Here is a 15,698-nt window from a genome sequence, read left to right as displayed (position 1 = left end):
CGCCACGGTCAGCGGGCGGCCGTTGACGAGGACGACCACGAAGGGCCGCCCGGTGGCGGCGATCGCGGCGATGAGCTCTCGCTGCGCGCCCGGCAGCGCGAGATCGGCGCGGGTGGCGGCCTCGCCGGTGATCTCGGCGGGCTCGCCCACCACCACGATCGTCATGTCGGCGGTGCGGGCGAGGGCGACGGCCTCCGGGATACCGCCGGTGTCCTGCCCCTGGGCCTCGACGCCGGGCGCGTGGCCGACCTCGGCGGCGGGCGCCGCCGCCCTGACGGCGTCGAGAACCGTGACGGCGGGAAAGCCGTCGGCTCCCGGGGCGATCCAGGTGCCCAGCAGATCGGTCGAGGCGGCGAACGGGCCGACGACCGCGAGCGATCCGGTCCCGGTGCTCAGCGGCAGCACGTCGCCGTCGTTCTTCAGCAGCACCATGCAGCGCGCCGCCGCTTCCCGGGCCGCCGCGCGCGCCGGACCGGTCGGCGCGGTGATCACGGCGCTCTCGTCGGCGTACGGCCGCTCGAAGAGCCCGAGACGGAACTTCAGCCGCAGGATCCGGGCCACGGCGTCGTCGAGCCGCTCCTGGCCGATCCGGCCCTCGGCGAGCAACCGCGTCCCGTGGTCGGCGAGATGGGTGGAGACCATCTCCATGTCGACGCCGGCGTTGAGGGACAGCCGGCCCGCGTCGGCGCCGTCGGCCGCGAAGCCGTGTGCGATCAGCTCATGGACACCGGTCCAGTCGCTGACGACGAACCCGTCGAAGCCCCACTCCTCCTTGAGGATGCCGGTCAGTGTGCGGGGATCGGCGTGGGCCGGGACGCCGCTGATGGTGTTGAACGCCGCCATCACGGTGGCCACGCCCGCGTCGACGGCGGCCTTGAACGGCGGCAGATAGAGATTGCGCAACCGTGCCTCGGAGACGTCGACCGTGTTGTAGTCACGGCCGCCCTCCGCTCCTCCGTAGGCGACGAAGTGCTTGGCGCAGGCGGCGATCCGGTCCGGTGCGGCGAGGTCGTCGCCCTGGTAGGCGCGTACCTTGGCCGCCGCGAGGCGCGCGTTGAGATACGGGTCCTCGCCGCCGCTCTCCGCGATCCGTCCCCAGCGCGGCTCATGGGTGACGTCCATCATCGGCGCGAACGTCCAGTGCAGTCCGTCGGAGCGCGCCTCCCCCGCCGAGACCTCGGCGTCCCGCGCCGGCACACCGGGATCGAAGCTGGCGGCCTGGGCGAGCGGGATCGGGAAGGTCGTCCAGTAGCCGTGGATGATGTCGAGCCCGAAGAGCAGCGGAATCCCGAGCCGGGACTCCTCGACGGCGATGCGCTGGAGATGGTTGGTGTACCGGGGGCCCGTGACGTTCAGCACGGAACCGAGCAGTCCGGCGCGCGCCGTGGTCTCCACCTCATGGGTCTGTCCCTCGCCGGGGCCGGTGTCACCGGTCCAGGAGAGCTGCTGGAGCTGGCCGAACTTCTCCTCGACCGTCATGCGGCCGATCAGGTCCGTGATCTCGGATGCGTACGGTGCCGTGCCGCTGGCGCCGGTCATGGGAGCGCTCCCTCATGGGGGTGGGTGGTGGACATGGCGGCTTCCCCCGGGTCCTGACGTCCCCCGGGGAAGCGGAGCCGGTGGATCATACGGGAGCGCGGGACGGCGGCAGGAGAGGGCGGCCGGTCAGGGGTCGCGGCTGAAGGTCCTGATATCGACGGTGCCGGCCATCACCCGCATGCCGTTGCCGTTGCCGTTCGGACGGAGATGGTCACCGCCGTCGGCGGCCGTCGGCGGCCGTTCCCGGTCGCAGGGACCGCGCGGCGCCGTGCCGAAGCCGGCCACGGCACGGCGCCGGGTTCACCCGACGGTCCCGTGGAGGACGGGCCGGCCGTGGGCGTCAGATGCGCCAGCCGCGGATGTACTCCGCCGCCTGGTACACATTCACCTTGCCCGACTGGACGGCGCGCACCAGTTCGACGAGCGCGCCGTAGGGCGGATCGATTCCCTCACCGGACGCGTGCATGTACGCGGCGACGACCTGGCACGCGTACAGGCTGTTGCGGTACGGCAGCGGCTCCAGCCGGACCAGTGTGTGGAAGAGGGCCGCCGCGCGCCAGGCGACGTCGGGCTCGCTGGTGGCCGGACGCGGGATACGGGTCTTGTGCCGTGCGACGGCGGCGACCAGGGCCGAGTAGTCGGCGACGGACACGTCCTCGGGGACGGCCTGTTCCTGTACGTCCAGGAGCCAGGCCACATCGACATGGAGCACGGGCATCAGGCGGCGTCCACCTGCCGGTTCCCGTGACCGGCGGGTGGGATCTCGTCGGCGAAGGCCTCGTCGAACTCGGACCTGTGCCGCTCGCCCCAGGTGACCGCGTAACGGACGAACTGGATCCGCTGCTGCTCGCGCAGAGGCAGATCATGGACGTACTGCTTGAGCGACTTGCCCTCGGCTGCCGCCGCGGCGCGCACCGCCTCCAGCTCGTCCTCGGTGAAGCTGATGTTGAGAGATGGCATGACCCCACGGTACCTACTCGGTACCATTCAGGGAAGTGCCCAGGTCACACCGGCCCGGCCGACCGGGGCGCGGGGGTCAGAGCTCGGCCAGGACGGCCTCCAGGTCGTCCAGGCCCAGGGAGCCCTGGGACAGTGCGGCCATGTGCCATCGCTTGAGATCGAACTCGCGGCCGTCGCGGAGGTGCGCCGTGCGGGCCGCCTCGCGTCCGCGCAGCCAGACACGCTCGCCGAGCTTGTAGCCGATGGCCTGGCCGGGTGTGCCCAGGTAGCGGATCATCTCGCCGCGGACGAACGCGTCCGGACGGCCGCTGTGCGCCCTGAAGAACTCCTCGGCCAGTGCGGGAGTCCAGCGTGCGCCAGGACGGAAGGGCGAGTGCGCGGGAATGGTCAGCTCCAGATGCATCCCGAGGTCGATGACCACCCGCACCGCGCGCATCATCTGCATGTCGAGATGGCCGAGCCGGTGCTCGGGATCGGTGAGGAAGCCGAGCTCGTCCATGAGCCGTTCCGCGTACAGCGCCCAGCCCTCCGTGTTGGCGCTCACGGTCGCGACCCCTGTCTGATAGCGGGAGAGCCGGTCCGACAGATGGGCCCACTGGGCCAGTTGGAGATGGTGGCCGGGGACGCCCTCGTGGTACCAGGTGGAGACCAGTTCGTACGTCGGGAAGCGCGTCCTGCCCATCGTCGGCAGCCAGGTGCGGCCGGGACGGCTGAAGTCCTGCGAGGGCGAGGTGTAGTACGGCGCCGGGCCGCCGCCCGCGGGAGCGAGACAGGACTCGACCCGGGCGATCCGCCCGGCGATGTCGAAGTGGGTGCCCCCGAGGTGGCCGACGGCCTCGTCCATCAGGTCCTGGAGCCAGGCCCGTACCGCCTCCTCCCCCTCGACGGCATGGCCATGGGTGTCGAGATGCCTCAGCACCGTCCAGGGTGTCGCGGCGTCCGGACGGATCCTCGCCGCCTCGGTCCGCATCTCGCCGAGCAGCCGGTGGAATTCGGACCAGCCGTACTCGTACGCCTCGTCCAGGTCGAGATCGGTGCCGTTGAAGTAGCGTGCGCAGACGGCGTACCGCTCCCGGCCGACCACCTCGGGCGCGCCCGCGACACCGGGCGCGTAGACCTGGCCGAGCCAGTTCCGCAGCCGCCCGACGGCGGCGGCGGCCTCCTGTGCCGCACTCTCCAGTTCCTTGCGCAGTGCCTCGGGACCGGGAGCGACGAACCGGCCGAACCAGCCGCCCCTTGGGCCGATCCACTCGTCCAGTTGCCCGGCCATCGTGGTGATCTGGCGCGGGCCGGCGGGCAGGCCCCGGCGCAGGCCCTCGGCGAGCGCGGCGCGGTAGCTCTCCAGCGAGGCGGGCAGGGCGCGCAGCCGGCGCGCCACGGCTCGCCAGTCCTCGGCGTCGGCGGTGGGGGTGAGCGTGAGGGCGGTCCGGATCCGGTGCACGGGAGAGTAGATGGTGGAGACCGAGCGGAGTGTCTCGCCCGTCTCGTGCATCGCGAGTTCCGCGGTGAGCCGCTCGCGCAGCAGCCGGGCGCAGTTCCGCTCGATCGCCGCCTCGGAACCGGCGTCCGGGCCCGTGCCCGGGTCCATGCCGTCGTCGGCGCCGCCGGGCGCCGTGTCCGTGTCCGGTACGGCCTGCCGGTCGGTCGCGGCGAGGCGGCGCAGGGTGTCCGCGGCGAGCTTCGCCAGCTGATCACCGCCGTCCGGTGAGAAGTCGGGCAGTCCGTCATGGCTGTTCCGGTCGCCGATGATCGTCCCGAGCACGGGATCCAGCGCGATCAGGTCATCGGTGTAGGCGTCCGCGATGTGGCGGGGCGGCGGGGACGGCGCGGCGGGCGAGGGCAGCGGCCGGGGGCGCGTGGTGTCGGACATACGGATCATCCTCACGCCCGGCTGACCGCCGTGCCCGGCCGATGGCGGCAGGCGCCGCGAAAATGCCGTACCCCGCCGCCGGTGTGTCCACGGCCGGCGCGGTTCACTTGTGGTGAGCCGCGCCGAACTCGTATCGACGCGCGAGCCGTTCACAAGGAGTCTGTGTGTCCGTCGAAGCCGCCCACCGTGCGATCGCAGCCTCGGTCTCGTCCCTGATGCCCAGGGCCCGCACCGAACTGGCCGAACTGGTCGCCTTCCGCTCGGTGGCCGATCCCGCGCGGCTCCTCACGAGTGAGTGCGAGGCCGCCGCCGAGTGGCTGGCCGGAACGCTGCGCGCCGAGGGCTTCCAGGACGTGGCGTTACTCGACACCTCGGACGGTGTCCGGTCGGTGTACGGATCGCTGCCCGGACCGCCCGCGAGCCCGACCGTACTCCTCTACGCGCACTACGACGTCCGGTCCGCCCCGGACGAATCCGCCTGGCACACACCGCCTTTCACCCTGACCGTACGCAAGAACGGCCGGTGGTACGGGCGGGGCGCGGCGGACTGCAAGGGCGGCATCGTCATGCATCTGCTCGCGCTGCGCGCGCTGCGCGCGGGCGGCGCGCTGCCGGTGAACGTCAAACTGATCGTGGAGGGCTCGCAGGAGCAGGGCACCGGCGGTCTGGAGCGGTACGCGCGGGCGCACCCGGATCTGCTCGCCGCCGACACCGTGGTCATCGGCGACGCCGGGAACGTACGGGCCGGGCTGCCGACCGTGACCGCCTCGCTGCGCGGGACGGTGGTGGCGCGTGTCACGGTGGAGTCGTCAGGGCGCGGACCGTCTGCGCGCACAGGTTCCGGGCCGGGACCGTCCGGCACCGGCCCCGCCGCGGTCACCACGGACCAGCCCGGCGCCACGGCCGCGCTGATCCGTACCCTCGCCTCCCTGCACGACGGCGAGGGCAACACCGTTGTCGACGGCCTCGACGGAGCCGGGAGCTGGCGCGGTGTGCCGTATCCGCGCAAGCGGTTCCGCGCGGACGCCAAAGTGCTCTACGGCGTGGACCTGCCGGGTTCGGGCACCGTCGCCGACCGGCTCTGGGCCAGGCCCTCCGCGACCGTCGTCGGACTCGACTGTCCCCGCGCGGGCAGCGCGGACGGCGCGCGGGCGCTGGTCTGTCTCCGGATCCCGCCGGGGACGGACCCCGCCGGGGCCGCCGGACTGCTCGTCGCCCATCTGGAGTCGCACACGCCGTGGGGCGCGCGGGCGCGGGTGGAGATCGTCGGACAGGAGCAGCCGTTCAGCGCCGACACCACGACACCCGCCTACACCGCGATGGCGGAGGCCATGCGGCAGGTGTACGGGCAGGAGATGCGGGTGGCGGGCCTCGGTGGCTCGATCCCGCTGCGCGACACCCTGGCGGATCTCTCGCCCCGGGCCGAGATCCTGCTGATCGGTCTGGGCGAGCCGGAGGCGCGGGTCCACGGGCCGAACGAGAGTCTCGACCCGCGTGAGCTGGAACGGATGTCGGTCACCGAGGCGCTGTTCCTGTGGCGGCTGCGGCACCGGTCCGCGCACGGTCTGCGCCGGTCCCCAGCCGAACCAGGGCCGCCGACGTCATCGCGGTGATACCGGTGGGCAGCGCGGTGCGGACGTCCGGGGCGAACTCCGGCGAGTGGTTCGGCGGCAGAGCCGCGAACTTCTCCTCGGCCGTGCCCGGCGTCCTGGCCCACGTCTTCGGGCCGACCGTGCCGAGCATCCAGTAGGAGAGCGCGATCCCGGTCATCCCGTGCAGGGAGGCTCCGGCGTCCCCGTAGAGCGGAAAGTCCTCGGTGGCCATGGCCGGTGGCCAGGGCGCCACGCGCTCCGCCCCGTACAGCTCCACATGGGCCCGGCGCACGGCCGCCGTGGCCGCCGGATCGGGGTGGGTGACCGGCGACCGGGAGACGACCGTGATCTCCGGCTCCCGGGGGCAGCCGGACGCGGCGCACTCGGCCCGGACGATCCGTTCCACCGAAGCGGTCATCCGGTCGAGCGCGCGCTCGGACAGGGCGCGCACGGTGATACCGAGGCTCGCCAGACCGGGGACGAGATTGCCCGCGGTGCCCGCGTGGAACGACCCGACGTTCAGGGCCACTTGCTCGGTCGGAGCGGACTCGCGGGACACCGCGCCCTGGAGCCGCAGCACGGCGGCGGCGCCGGTGAGCACCGGATCGACCGCGAGATGCGGGGTGCCCGCGTGTCCGGCGCGGCCGTGGATGACGGCCTCGAAGCCGGCACTTCCCGCCAGCATCGGACCGTAACCGTGGGCGACCATTCCGCCGAGCAGGGGGGCCGTGTGCTGGGCGAGCACGGTGTCGGGCCGCCCGAAGCGCTCGTACAGCCCGTCCTCGAGCATGGCCCGCGCTCCCGTGAGCGTCTCCTCGGCCGGCTGGCCGACGATCACGACCGTGCCGTGCCACTGCTCCCGTGCGCGGGCCAGCAGGGACGCGGCGCCCGCGACGGCGGCCAGATGCAGATCGTGTCCGCAGGCATGGGTGACCGGGCCCTCGCTCGCGTAGGGCAGACCGGTGCGCTCCGTCAGGGGCAGGGCGTCGAGTTCGGCGCGGATCATCACGCGCGGTCCGTCCCCGTTGCGCAGGACCCCGACGACGCCATGGCCGCCGATGCCCTCCGTCACCTCGTAGCCCGACTCCCGCAGCCACCCGCCGAGCGCGGCGGCGGTCCGCCGTTCCTCGCCGGAGAGTTCGGGATGGCGGTGCAGATCCAGATAGAGGGCGACCGCCGGGCGCAGGACCTCGGCCAGCCCGTCCAGGACGGGGATGTTCTCTCCGGAGTACGCGGCAGGGCTCACCCGGTCCATGGTGCGGCACGGGCCGGGCCCGCCACGTACAGACCGCTGACACAGGTGGTCAGTGGAAGACGTGCCGTTCTGGAAGTGACGTCCGCTGGAATACGGGTGGCACAGATCGGGTCGCCGGGGAGCCCCCCGGAGACCGGGCTTTCCCCTAAGGAGTCACCATGGCTGACAAGAGCATCCTCGCCTCCCTCGCCGACGAGATCATGGAGCTCGAGTCGGAGACCTTCGAGATCTCGGACTACTCGGACGCCAGCGAGGTCGTTCTCGCAGGCTCCACGAGCTGCAGCTCGACGTCGACCTGCTCCTCCACCACCAGCACCACCTCCTGCAGCGCCTGATCTCACGCGCTCGGCACGGAAGCGGGCGGCACCTGCGAGTTCTCTCGCCGGTACCGCCCGCTTCTGTATGCGGTGCGTGTGCGCGTGCGTCTCCGCGGGCGCGGTGTTGCCACGCGCCGGGCGCCGTATGCCTCTTGTACGGCGCCGGGCACGTGACTCACGGACGTCACGGGAACGGGTGCGGCACCATCCGGATCTCCGCCTCCGTCAGCTCGGCGGCGCGCAGTCCGCCCCGCCACGCGGCCGTCCGCAGCCGTGGCATCCGCGGGGCGCGCTGACGCGACCAGCCGAAGTCGATGGGCAGCAGTCCGGGAACGATCGTGGCGACGGTGCGCAGTCCGATACGGTGCTGCTCGGGCGTGGTCTGGTCGACGACGATCACATCGTGTCCGGCCCGTACGAGTGCGTCCCGGCAGTGGATCACGTCGTCCCGCAGATCACCGGTACGCGGCCGGTCCCGCTCCTCCCACGTGCGGTAGACGTCGGCCATCGGCCGGACGGCCGACGGCTCCAGATAGCTGCGGACATGGTCGGCCATCCTGGGCAGACCGTAGAGCTGGGCATGGTCCTTGAGATGCAGGACCTTCCCGAAGTCGTCCGCCATGGCGTCCAGTTCGGAGCGGCGCTCCGCCACCTGGCGCGGCAGGTGCGGGATATAGGTGAGGACCTCGGACAGGGCTCCTTCCAGGGCCGCCGCCGGATCGAGGCTCGCTCCCGCGCCGAAGGAGAAGGTGCCGGGCCCGCCGTCACGGCGTACGGCCAGACCGGTGACGACCGGTACGGCGAGATCGATCCGGTTGTCGAACGCGTGGACGTCGTAGCCCTGGAGGGCCGCCCGGTCGATCATCGTGCGGACCGTGCGATCGCCGACGGAGTCCAGATCGATCTCGGTCAGCGGTGTGTTGCCGTACCAGGCCACCAGAAAGGCGTCGCGCTCGATGAGTTCGAGCAGTCCGCCCAGGACCGCCTCCTCCAGACAGCCGCCGATCGCGCAGCCGTTGGAGCACTCGAAGACGAAGTTGTCGGAGGCGAGACCGGCGCTGTAGTGGACCAGCCGGGCCGGTACGAGAAGTGGGCGCTCGTCGCGCAGCGAGTAGCCCCAGACCCAGGGAATGGGCCGGTCGGGATCGAACGGGGCGACCATCGGGTCGTCGCGATAGGTCTCGGGCGGGTAGAAGCCGCACTCGGCCGGGTCGAGGGCGGGCAGGCCCTCCGGGCCGAGGGCGCTGTGGGCGGCCGTGAGCAGGGTGGTACCGGTGCGCCGATGGGTTCCCGCGTACCGCTCCAGGCCCTCCAGAAAGGCGAGGTCGCGGCTGGCGTCGAAGCCGTTGGCCTGGCCGCTCCAGGTCACATCCGTCAGACCTGCGTAGCCGCGCATGAAGACACTGCCCGCGACCGGAGCGGTGGTGGGCGAGGTGACATTGATCCAGGTGCCGGCGCCGAGCACACCGGAGACCGGGTTGGCGAGCGCCGTGACCGGCATCGGATACGAGGAGGCGCGGCGCAGCCGGTACACGTCGGGCGCGGGCTTGGGCCGGCTGACGAGTCCCAGCCGCGCCTCGTCCGGGCTGTCGGCGCCGCGCGGGCCGCAGTGCGGGCAGAGCGGATCGGCGAGCAGCGGATAGGTCCGTATCTCAAGGGTGGTGAGATCGAGCTGGGAGACCTGGGGCAGCCGGCGGTCGGCGGCCGGCTGCTCGGGCGGTGGTACCGGACGTTCGGGGTCCGGGAGGGCGACGGCGCGGTGGAGGGCCTCCACGGCGTCGACCGCGTACGGCGTCAGGCGCGGCCAGTGGCCGGCGGCGCGGGTACGGGCACCGGTCTCCAGGGCGTCCCGCTCGGTACGGGTACGCAGCCGCTGCCATCGCATGGCCAGGCACTGGCCGCAGGCGGAGGCGTCGCCGTCGCCGCCCCAGGGGCCCACCAGCACCGTGCGCGCGGTGAGATGGACGGTGGCCCCGGGGCGTACGGCGGCGAAGGGATCGCCGCCGCTGTGGCCGAGAACGTCCCCGGCGCCGAGAGGCACCACCGTGGGACCGGGGGCGGGCGCGAGCCGTTCGGCCAGCGCGCGCTGGAGACGGTCCCGCGCCGGCTCCAGCGGTACGCCGTCCGTGGCGGTCGCGGTGACGGTGGCCGGGCCCGTTGCCGTGGCACTGCCCCCGGTCGTGGCCCCGGAGGTCGTCGTCGTGGATGCCGTCATGCCTTGTTGCTCCAGCGGAATGTCCTCAGCGCGAGCGCGCCGAAGACGACGGTGAAGACCAGCAGCCCACCGCAGCCGATCGCGATGTCGTCGAGTCCGCCACGGCCGGAGAGCGCCGCGGACACCGCGTCGTTGAGATAGCGCAGCGGCAGTACCCGGGAGACGGTCCGGAGCCAGGACGGCATCATGTCGAGCGGGAGGAAGGAGCCGGAGAGGAAGGCCATCGGCACCATGAGGAAGTTGGCGATGGCGGCGACCGCCTCCGGGGTGTCCGCGTACGAGCCGATCACCACGCCGATGGTGAGGAACGCGGTGATCCCGAGCACCAGCACGGGCAGGGCCAGCGGCCAGCGGACGTCCAGCTCCAGCCCGAACAGCGGCAGCATCGCCACCGCGACGAACACCACGGCCTGTACGGCGCCCACGGCGAGCGCGAGCACATAGCGCGAGGCCAGGACCGCGGGCAGCCGGGTGGGCGTCATCCGGATCAGCCGCAGCAGATCGTCGCGGCGCCACTGCATCAGGGTGAAGGCCACACCGAAGACGGCGGCGTTCGCCACGCCCCAGGACATGACGCCCGGTGCGATGTAGGAGATGTAGGGACGGCCGGTCTCCTCCACCTCCTGGCCTCGGAAGATCAGGCCGAAGACGACCAGGAAGAGGAGGGGGAAGGCGAAGGTGAAGAAGAGAGTGGCCTTGTCCCGGACCTGTGCCCGGAAGCCGGCCCCTGTCAGTGCCGCGTACGCGCTCATCCCTGTCGCTCCGTGTTCTCGGCGCCGTTCGTGCCGTCCGTGCTGGTGATGCCGTCGGCACCGGTGGCACCGGTGGTGTCCGTGGTGCTGTGTGTGCCGGTGAGTTCGAGGTAGACGTCCTCCAGCGTGGCCGTGCGGGTCTGGACGCCGTCCAGACCGGTGAGCGCGTCGACCGCCTGGAGCACCTTGCCGGACACGGCGGTCTCCAGGACGAGCGAGCCGCCCTGCACGAAGACGCGGTCCACACCGGGAATGGCCGCCGCGTCCCGCTCGGTCATCCGCTCGGCGGGGATCAGGAGCCTGGTCGGCGCGCCGGCCGCGGTGACGAGATGGTGCGGGGAGTCCAGGGCGACGACGGAACCGTCCACCAGGATCGCCACCCGGTCGCAGAGCGCCTCGGCCTCGTCGAGGTGGTGTGTGGTGTAGACGATGGTGCGGCCCTCGCTCCTGAGCTCGCGCAGCACCTTCCACAGATCGCGGCGGGCCTGCGGGTCCAGGGCCGCGGTGGGCTCGTCCAGGAAGATCAGCTCGGGCCCGTGGACCAGCGCGGAGGCGATGGCCAGCCGCTGGCGCTGGCCGCCGGAGAGGTTCTCGACCATCACATCGCGCTGTTCGGTCAGCCCGACCGAGTCGAGCGTACGGTCGGCGTCCTCGCGCCCGGCCCCGTACAGGGCGGCGACGATACGGAGGTGTTCGCGCGCCGTCTGGCGTACGAAGAAGGCGGAGGACTGCGTCTGCACGCCGAGCCGCGGCAGCAGCGCCACATTCCTCGGCCACGGCGACCGGCCGAGCACCGTGACGGTCCCGGAGTCCGCCTCGCGCAGCCCCTCCATGATCTCGACGAGGGTGGTCTTCCCCGCGCCGTTGGGTCCGAGGAGTCCGAAGAACTCCCCGCGGTTCACCCGGAGTGACACCCCGTCGACGGCCTGGCGGTCGCCGTATCGCTTGCGTATCGCGTCGACGACGATCGCCGCGTCGGTGGCTGCCTCGTCCGGCACGGACGCCATGGTCCTGGCCTCGCTCATGTGGTTCTGCGCCCCTCGGGGGTTGTGGGTCAGTGAACTAGGTGGAAGTAAAGGCCTGTTGCCAGGGCCGCGAGCAGCAGTACGACGAGCAGGGCCGAACCCACCGCGTAGCGGAGGTAGACCGTACGGGCGCGGCGCGGGTAGCGGGCCGCGGCCTCGCGGTCCCCGAGGCGCAGCCGCAGATACCGTCCGCTCTCCGGTGCGAGGTGGGAGACGCGCAGAGCGTGACCGAGCATCGTGTAGCCGTCAAGTGGCGGCAGCGGCAGCAGATTGACGAGGGCCTGGGCGCTGCCGAGCAGCAGCAGACCGGACAGCACGCGGCGGGTCGGGTCCCCGGCGGGCAGCGCGGCCCACCAGGCCAGGAACGGCAGCAGGAAGAGCAGATTGGCGAAGGCCCCCGCGCCCGCCACCGCGAACTGATGCCAACGGGTCCGCAGATAGCGGTAGTTGTCCACCGTGCAGTACATGACGGCCATCGGCAGCCGCCAGCGCAGTCCGATCTCGCTGACGGTGCCTCCGTAGTGCCGGGCGACGACTCCGTGCGCGAGTTCATGGAGCGCGGTGCTGAGCCACAGCAGGGTGAAGACCGCTATCAGCGCGACGGGCCGGTGGAACAGCCACCAGGTGTCGTCGACCAGTTCGGGCAGCGCGGCGGCGAGCAGGACCTCCATCGCCACCAGGATCCCGGTCAGCGGAACCAGGACCGGGGCTCTCAGCACGGGGCGCAGCAGCCGGTGGAGGCGGCCCGTGGTGGCGTTCGCGTCGGCGACCAGCCGCATGGTGCCGCGCAGCACCGTGCCGTTCAGCGGCCCGCTCGCCCGGTCCGGCTGGACGGTCGCCGACGGGCGGGGGGCTCCGGCCAGCAGGCCGCGGGTGCCCAGCAGCGTGAGGAGCTGTTTCCAGTGCGGCTCGGCGAGGCGTTTGCCGAAGGCCGCCGCGTACTCCTCCCCGATCTCCTCCAGACTCCGGACGCCGTCGAGCCGGGAGATCAGGAAGTACTCCTTCACCCCCACCTCGAAGGCGGCGCCTCCCTGCGGGTCCTTGATCAGGTGCACGGTGGCCGGACCGTGCAGCAGGGCGGGGCTGAGCAGGATGTCCGGGCGCAGCGCGGGGCGATGCGTGAGGAATTCCCCGGAGCCGGAGCCGGAGACAGGGCCGGACCCGGAGACGGCGCCGGGGGCGGCGGACGCGGCGGGCGCGGACGCGGAAGCGGCGGAGGACGCGGAGCCGGCGGGTGAACCGCTCATGGGATCGCCGCCGGAGTGGGAGTGCCGGTGACGCCCTCGCGCAGGACCCGGCCCAGCACATGCGACAGATACGCCTCGTCCCGGATCGTCACATGCAGCCGGTTGTTGGTCATGTGCATGTAGGGAGAGAGCAGCAGAGGCAGCGCCACGGCGGGATCGGTGACCGACTCGTCGCGCGTACCGTCCCAGGAGCGGAACACCAGCTCCCCGTGGACGGCCAGCTCCTCGGCCCGGGAGCGGAGTTCGAGACAGTGTTCGGCCCAGCCGCGCAAAAAGGCAGGCAGCCGCCCCAGTTCGCCGGTACGGACGGCCTGCCGGATTCCCTCGAAACGGCGGCCCAGACCGGGGGCCATCTCCGCGTAGTTCTTGTCGTACTCCTTCGAGCCGATGAAACCGGTGCCGGGAAACGCCTTGTGCCAGAACTCGTAATAGCGGTCGAGATATCCGCCGAGTTCCTCGCGTTCGGGCAGGAAACAGCCGGCCATGACCATCATGAGCTGGGCCGAGGTGCCGAGCAGTACCGTCCGCAGATGCAGATTCATGGTGCGGAAGGCGTCCATGACCAGATCGCTGGAGTGCGCGAAGTGCCATTCGGCCAGCTCGATACCGGCCGGGCCGCCGTACTTGCCGTACTCGGGCTCGTAGGGCTCGTACGAATAGGAGTTGTTGGGACGCAGATTCATCCTGCCGTCCGCGTCCATGAAGGCGCCGCGGTCGCCCTCCGGGAACTCGATCTCGAAGAGCGTGTTGTAGAACTCGTTGAGGAAGCCCGAATCCACCTCGTACAGGGCGGGCCTGGCGCGCAGGAAAGCGCCGATGGCCTCCTCGGCGCGGCGGCGCACCTCGGCGGTGGCGGTCGCGTCGGCGGGCTTGAGCCGGAGCCGTACGTGCGGCCCTTCCAGCCAGTAGTTGATGAAGAAGTGACCGGCCAGCAGTCCGTCGGCGGTCAGGTCCGCCACCAGCGGGCGGACGCAGTTCACCAGCAGGGGCTGCGGGTTGGCCGCGTAGAAGATGTGGATGGCCTGCCAGTCGCCCGCGGCCGGGCCCGCGGTGGTGGCACCCGCGGCGGCAGGAGCCGTGGCGGGGGCGGGAGTCAGCTCTGACATGTCGGTGCGCCCTCTGTGCGTCGTCGGGTCGAGGTGAAGGTCTCCACGGCCAGCTCGGCGACATGGCTGCCGCGCGCGGACCGGACATGCAGTCCGTCCTCGGAGGGGAGCATCTCCCGCAGCACGACCCGGTCGTCGGGGTGCGTGGGGAGCGCTTCGAGGGCGGTGAGGGAGAGGTGGCTCCGGAAGTCCACATACTGGGGCTTGGCGCCCGCGCCGCCCCGGGGTCCGCCGGAGACGGTGGCGAAGACCTGGTCGGGCAGCCGGTGCGCGCGCCGCCAGCGCTGCCAGTCGAGGAACCACTCCTGGTCGTCGGTACCGGGACGGCGCTGGGGCAGCGCACCGGCCGTGGTGGTCCAGCTCCGCCGGCTCAGGACGACATCGCCGTGCAGCACCCGGGGGCGGGCGGTGACGCCGTCCTCGGGCTCGCCCTCCGGGACACCGGCCCAGACGTCGATGGGAGCCATCGAGGTCGGGGACAGCAGCAGCAGGGTGCGCGGGATCTCGGGCAGGGCGAGCGGGACCAGATAGCCGAGATAGACCGGGACGACCTCACGGCCGAGCCGGGCCGAGCGCAGCACCAGCCGGTCGGTGTCCTCGTCGTGCTCGACGGAGAGGTCGTCGAGATGGATACGGCGGTCCTCGGGAACGGTGCTCGACTCACCGGGACAGACGATCTGGTAGTCGGTGAGCGGGCTGTGCAGATTGAGATTGCTGGTGACGGCGCCACCGGTGATCTCGGCGAGCACCGCTCCGTCGGGAGTCAGAGCGGCGGCGGTGGCGCGCAGCTCCCGGGAGAAGGCGTCCGCCTCGCCGGACGGGCCCGGTGTGTCGTAGACATGGGTGAACCGGCTGAACGGGAAGGAGAGGCCGCCGTAGGAGCGGTTGAGCACGATCAGCGGTTCGCCCCCCTCGCGGGCGAGCTGGAGATGGTGCGACTGGGGTACGAAGTCGCCCGCGACCGGGGCGAGTTCGGCCGCCACCGGGGCGAGGTCCGCCTCCGCGAGCCTGATGCCGGGCGTCCCGGCCGTGTCGCCCTCCGCCTCCCACGTCTCCCAGGCCTGTCGCATCCGGCCGATGAACGCCCGGCGTGCCGCGTCGATGGCGCGGATCCCGGGCAGGCTCAGCCAGTTCTCCTCCGGCACATACTCTCCCCGGTCGTCGAACGGCCGCCGCTTGCCCGCGAAGGAGAGGTACTGGTCGAAGAAGTCCTCGTGGAAGTCGTGGACGAGCCCGAGCAGATCGTCGCACCGCCCGCCGCGCCCGTACCGCGCCAGGAAGAAGCCCTTGAAGGTGACGCGCTGAGGCAGTGTCAGATCGAAGGCGGGCAGGATCCGTTCGACCGAGCGCAGCGCCCCGCCCGCGGGTCCGGTCCACGCGCCCAGACCGCAGCTGATCGCGCGGCCCGCGCTGACGTCCTCGTACAGCAGTGTCTGCGGCAGGGTGGCCTCGGCCTCGCCGCCGGTCAGCAGGGCCTGAGCGGCGCGCAGTCCGGCGCGCAGCTCGCGCAGCAGCTCCGCCCGTTCGGCGCGGCCGGCCGAGGAGAAGCGGTCGACGGCCGAGACGGGCCCTTCGAGCGCGGCGGCGAGCTCGTCGGCCCAGGGACGGCCGAGTCCGCCGAGCGCGTCACGGAAGGCGCGCAGCGGATCGGGGCTGTGGACGTCGGTGTCCAGGCAGGGCACGCGCACCATGCCGAGCTGGAGCAGCGCCGCCACATAGGTCTCGCACATCTCGGGCTCGGCGTCGTGCTCGGTACGGAGCCACTCCACCAGATCGCGGTAGCGCAGCTCGCGGTCGGTGCCGGTACCAGCACCGGTACC

14 protein-coding genes are annotated in these 15,698 nt (G+C 72.0%); 2 read left to right on the top strand and 12 right to left on the bottom strand.

All coding sequences use genetic code 11. From position 1 onward, the window contains the following. The 5 genes from BFF77_RS21555 to BFF77_RS21540 all read right to left on the bottom strand — a co-directional run. The coding region (locus BFF77_RS21555) for a glycoside hydrolase family 3 N-terminal domain-containing protein (RefSeq protein WP_066952415.1) at positions 1-1,539 on the bottom strand (1,539 nt) is incomplete at its 3' end. A gap of 126 nt (positions 1,540-1,665) precedes the next feature. After that, positions 1,666-1,824 (bottom strand): hypothetical protein, encoded by a 159-nt coding sequence (locus BFF77_RS35765; RefSeq protein WP_169922699.1) that lies wholly within the window; start codon positions 1,822-1,824, stop codon positions 1,666-1,668. A 55-nt stretch (positions 1,825-1,879) separates the two neighbouring features. Then, complete coding sequence (locus BFF77_RS21550) at positions 1,880-2,257, bottom strand: toxin Doc (RefSeq protein ID WP_066952413.1); 378 nt, start codon at positions 2,255-2,257, stop codon at positions 1,880-1,882. Next, positions 2,257-2,499 carry a hypothetical protein gene (locus BFF77_RS21545; protein ID WP_066952411.1) on the bottom strand — a complete coding sequence of 81 codons (243 nt, stop codon included), beginning with the start codon at positions 2,497-2,499 and terminating at the stop codon, positions 2,257-2,259. Before BFF77_RS21545 ends, BFF77_RS21550 begins: the two co-directional genes overlap by 1 nt. 76 nt (positions 2,500-2,575) lie before the next feature. Continuing rightward, the gene (locus tag BFF77_RS21540; RefSeq protein ID WP_066952409.1) at positions 2,576-4,369 is read right to left on the bottom strand and encodes a DUF885 domain-containing protein; all 1,794 of its coding nucleotides are present in this window, start codon (positions 4,367-4,369) and stop codon (positions 2,576-2,578) included. A 215-nt stretch (positions 4,370-4,584) separates the two neighbouring features. Between BFF77_RS21540 and BFF77_RS21535 the strand changes: the two genes are divergently transcribed. Next, positions 4,585-5,982, top strand: coding sequence for a M20/M25/M40 family metallo-hydrolase (locus BFF77_RS21535; RefSeq protein ID WP_079125364.1), 1,398 nt, complete (start codon positions 4,585-4,587; stop codon positions 5,980-5,982). On the opposite strand, the gene BFF77_RS21530 is transcribed toward BFF77_RS21535, so the two are convergent. Next, entirely contained in the window at positions 5,885-7,216 is a 1,332-nt protein-coding gene (locus BFF77_RS21530; protein WP_079125361.1) for an amidohydrolase, read from the bottom strand. The genes BFF77_RS21535 and BFF77_RS21530 overlap by 98 nt on opposite strands. A 158-nt stretch (positions 7,217-7,374) precedes the next feature. Between BFF77_RS21530 and BFF77_RS21525 the strand changes: the two genes are divergently transcribed. Further along, the gene (locus BFF77_RS21525) at positions 7,375-7,551 is read left to right on the top strand and encodes a thiazolylpeptide-type bacteriocin (RefSeq protein ID WP_066952405.1); all 177 of its coding nucleotides are present in this window, start codon (positions 7,375-7,377) and stop codon (positions 7,549-7,551) included. A 166-nt stretch (positions 7,552-7,717) separates the two neighbouring features. On the opposite strand, the gene BFF77_RS21520 is transcribed toward BFF77_RS21525, so the two are convergent. The 6 genes from BFF77_RS21520 to BFF77_RS21495 form a co-directional block, all read right to left on the bottom strand. Further along, the gene (locus BFF77_RS21520) at positions 7,718-9,748 is read right to left on the bottom strand and encodes a TOMM precursor leader peptide-binding protein (protein WP_211280290.1); all 2,031 of its coding nucleotides are present in this window, start codon (positions 9,746-9,748) and stop codon (positions 7,718-7,720) included. Beyond that, positions 9,745-10,500: an ABC transporter permease gene (locus BFF77_RS21515; protein ID WP_066952403.1), complete on the bottom strand. Its 756-nt coding sequence runs from the start codon at positions 10,498-10,500 to the stop codon at positions 9,745-9,747. The genes BFF77_RS21520 and BFF77_RS21515 overlap by 4 nt, the downstream gene beginning before the upstream one ends. After that, complete coding sequence (locus BFF77_RS21510; protein WP_079125360.1) at positions 10,497-11,525, bottom strand: ABC transporter ATP-binding protein; 1,029 nt, start codon at positions 11,523-11,525, stop codon at positions 10,497-10,499. The genes BFF77_RS21515 and BFF77_RS21510 overlap by 4 nt, the downstream gene beginning before the upstream one ends. Positions 11,526-11,554: 29 nt before the next feature. After that, positions 11,555-12,772 (bottom strand): zinc metalloprotease, encoded by a 1,218-nt coding sequence (locus tag BFF77_RS21505; protein WP_245703632.1) that lies wholly within the window; start codon positions 12,770-12,772, stop codon positions 11,555-11,557. Next, complete coding sequence (locus BFF77_RS21500; RefSeq protein ID WP_066952401.1) at positions 12,769-13,878, bottom strand: lantibiotic dehydratase C-terminal domain-containing protein; 1,110 nt, start codon at positions 13,876-13,878, stop codon at positions 12,769-12,771. Before BFF77_RS21500 ends, BFF77_RS21505 begins: the two co-directional genes overlap by 4 nt. After that, on the bottom strand, positions 13,866-15,698 hold a 1,833-nt coding region (locus BFF77_RS21495; protein ID WP_211280289.1), incomplete at its 5' end, for a lantibiotic dehydratase. The genes BFF77_RS21495 and BFF77_RS21500, both read right to left, overlap by 13 nt.

Origin of the sequence: Streptomyces lushanensis, from assembly GCF_001700515.1 — a bacterium.
Lineage (GTDB): Bacteria > Actinomycetota > Actinomycetes > Streptomycetales > Streptomycetaceae > Streptomyces > Streptomyces lushanensis.
This window is presented reverse-complemented; position numbering and strand designations above follow the sequence as displayed.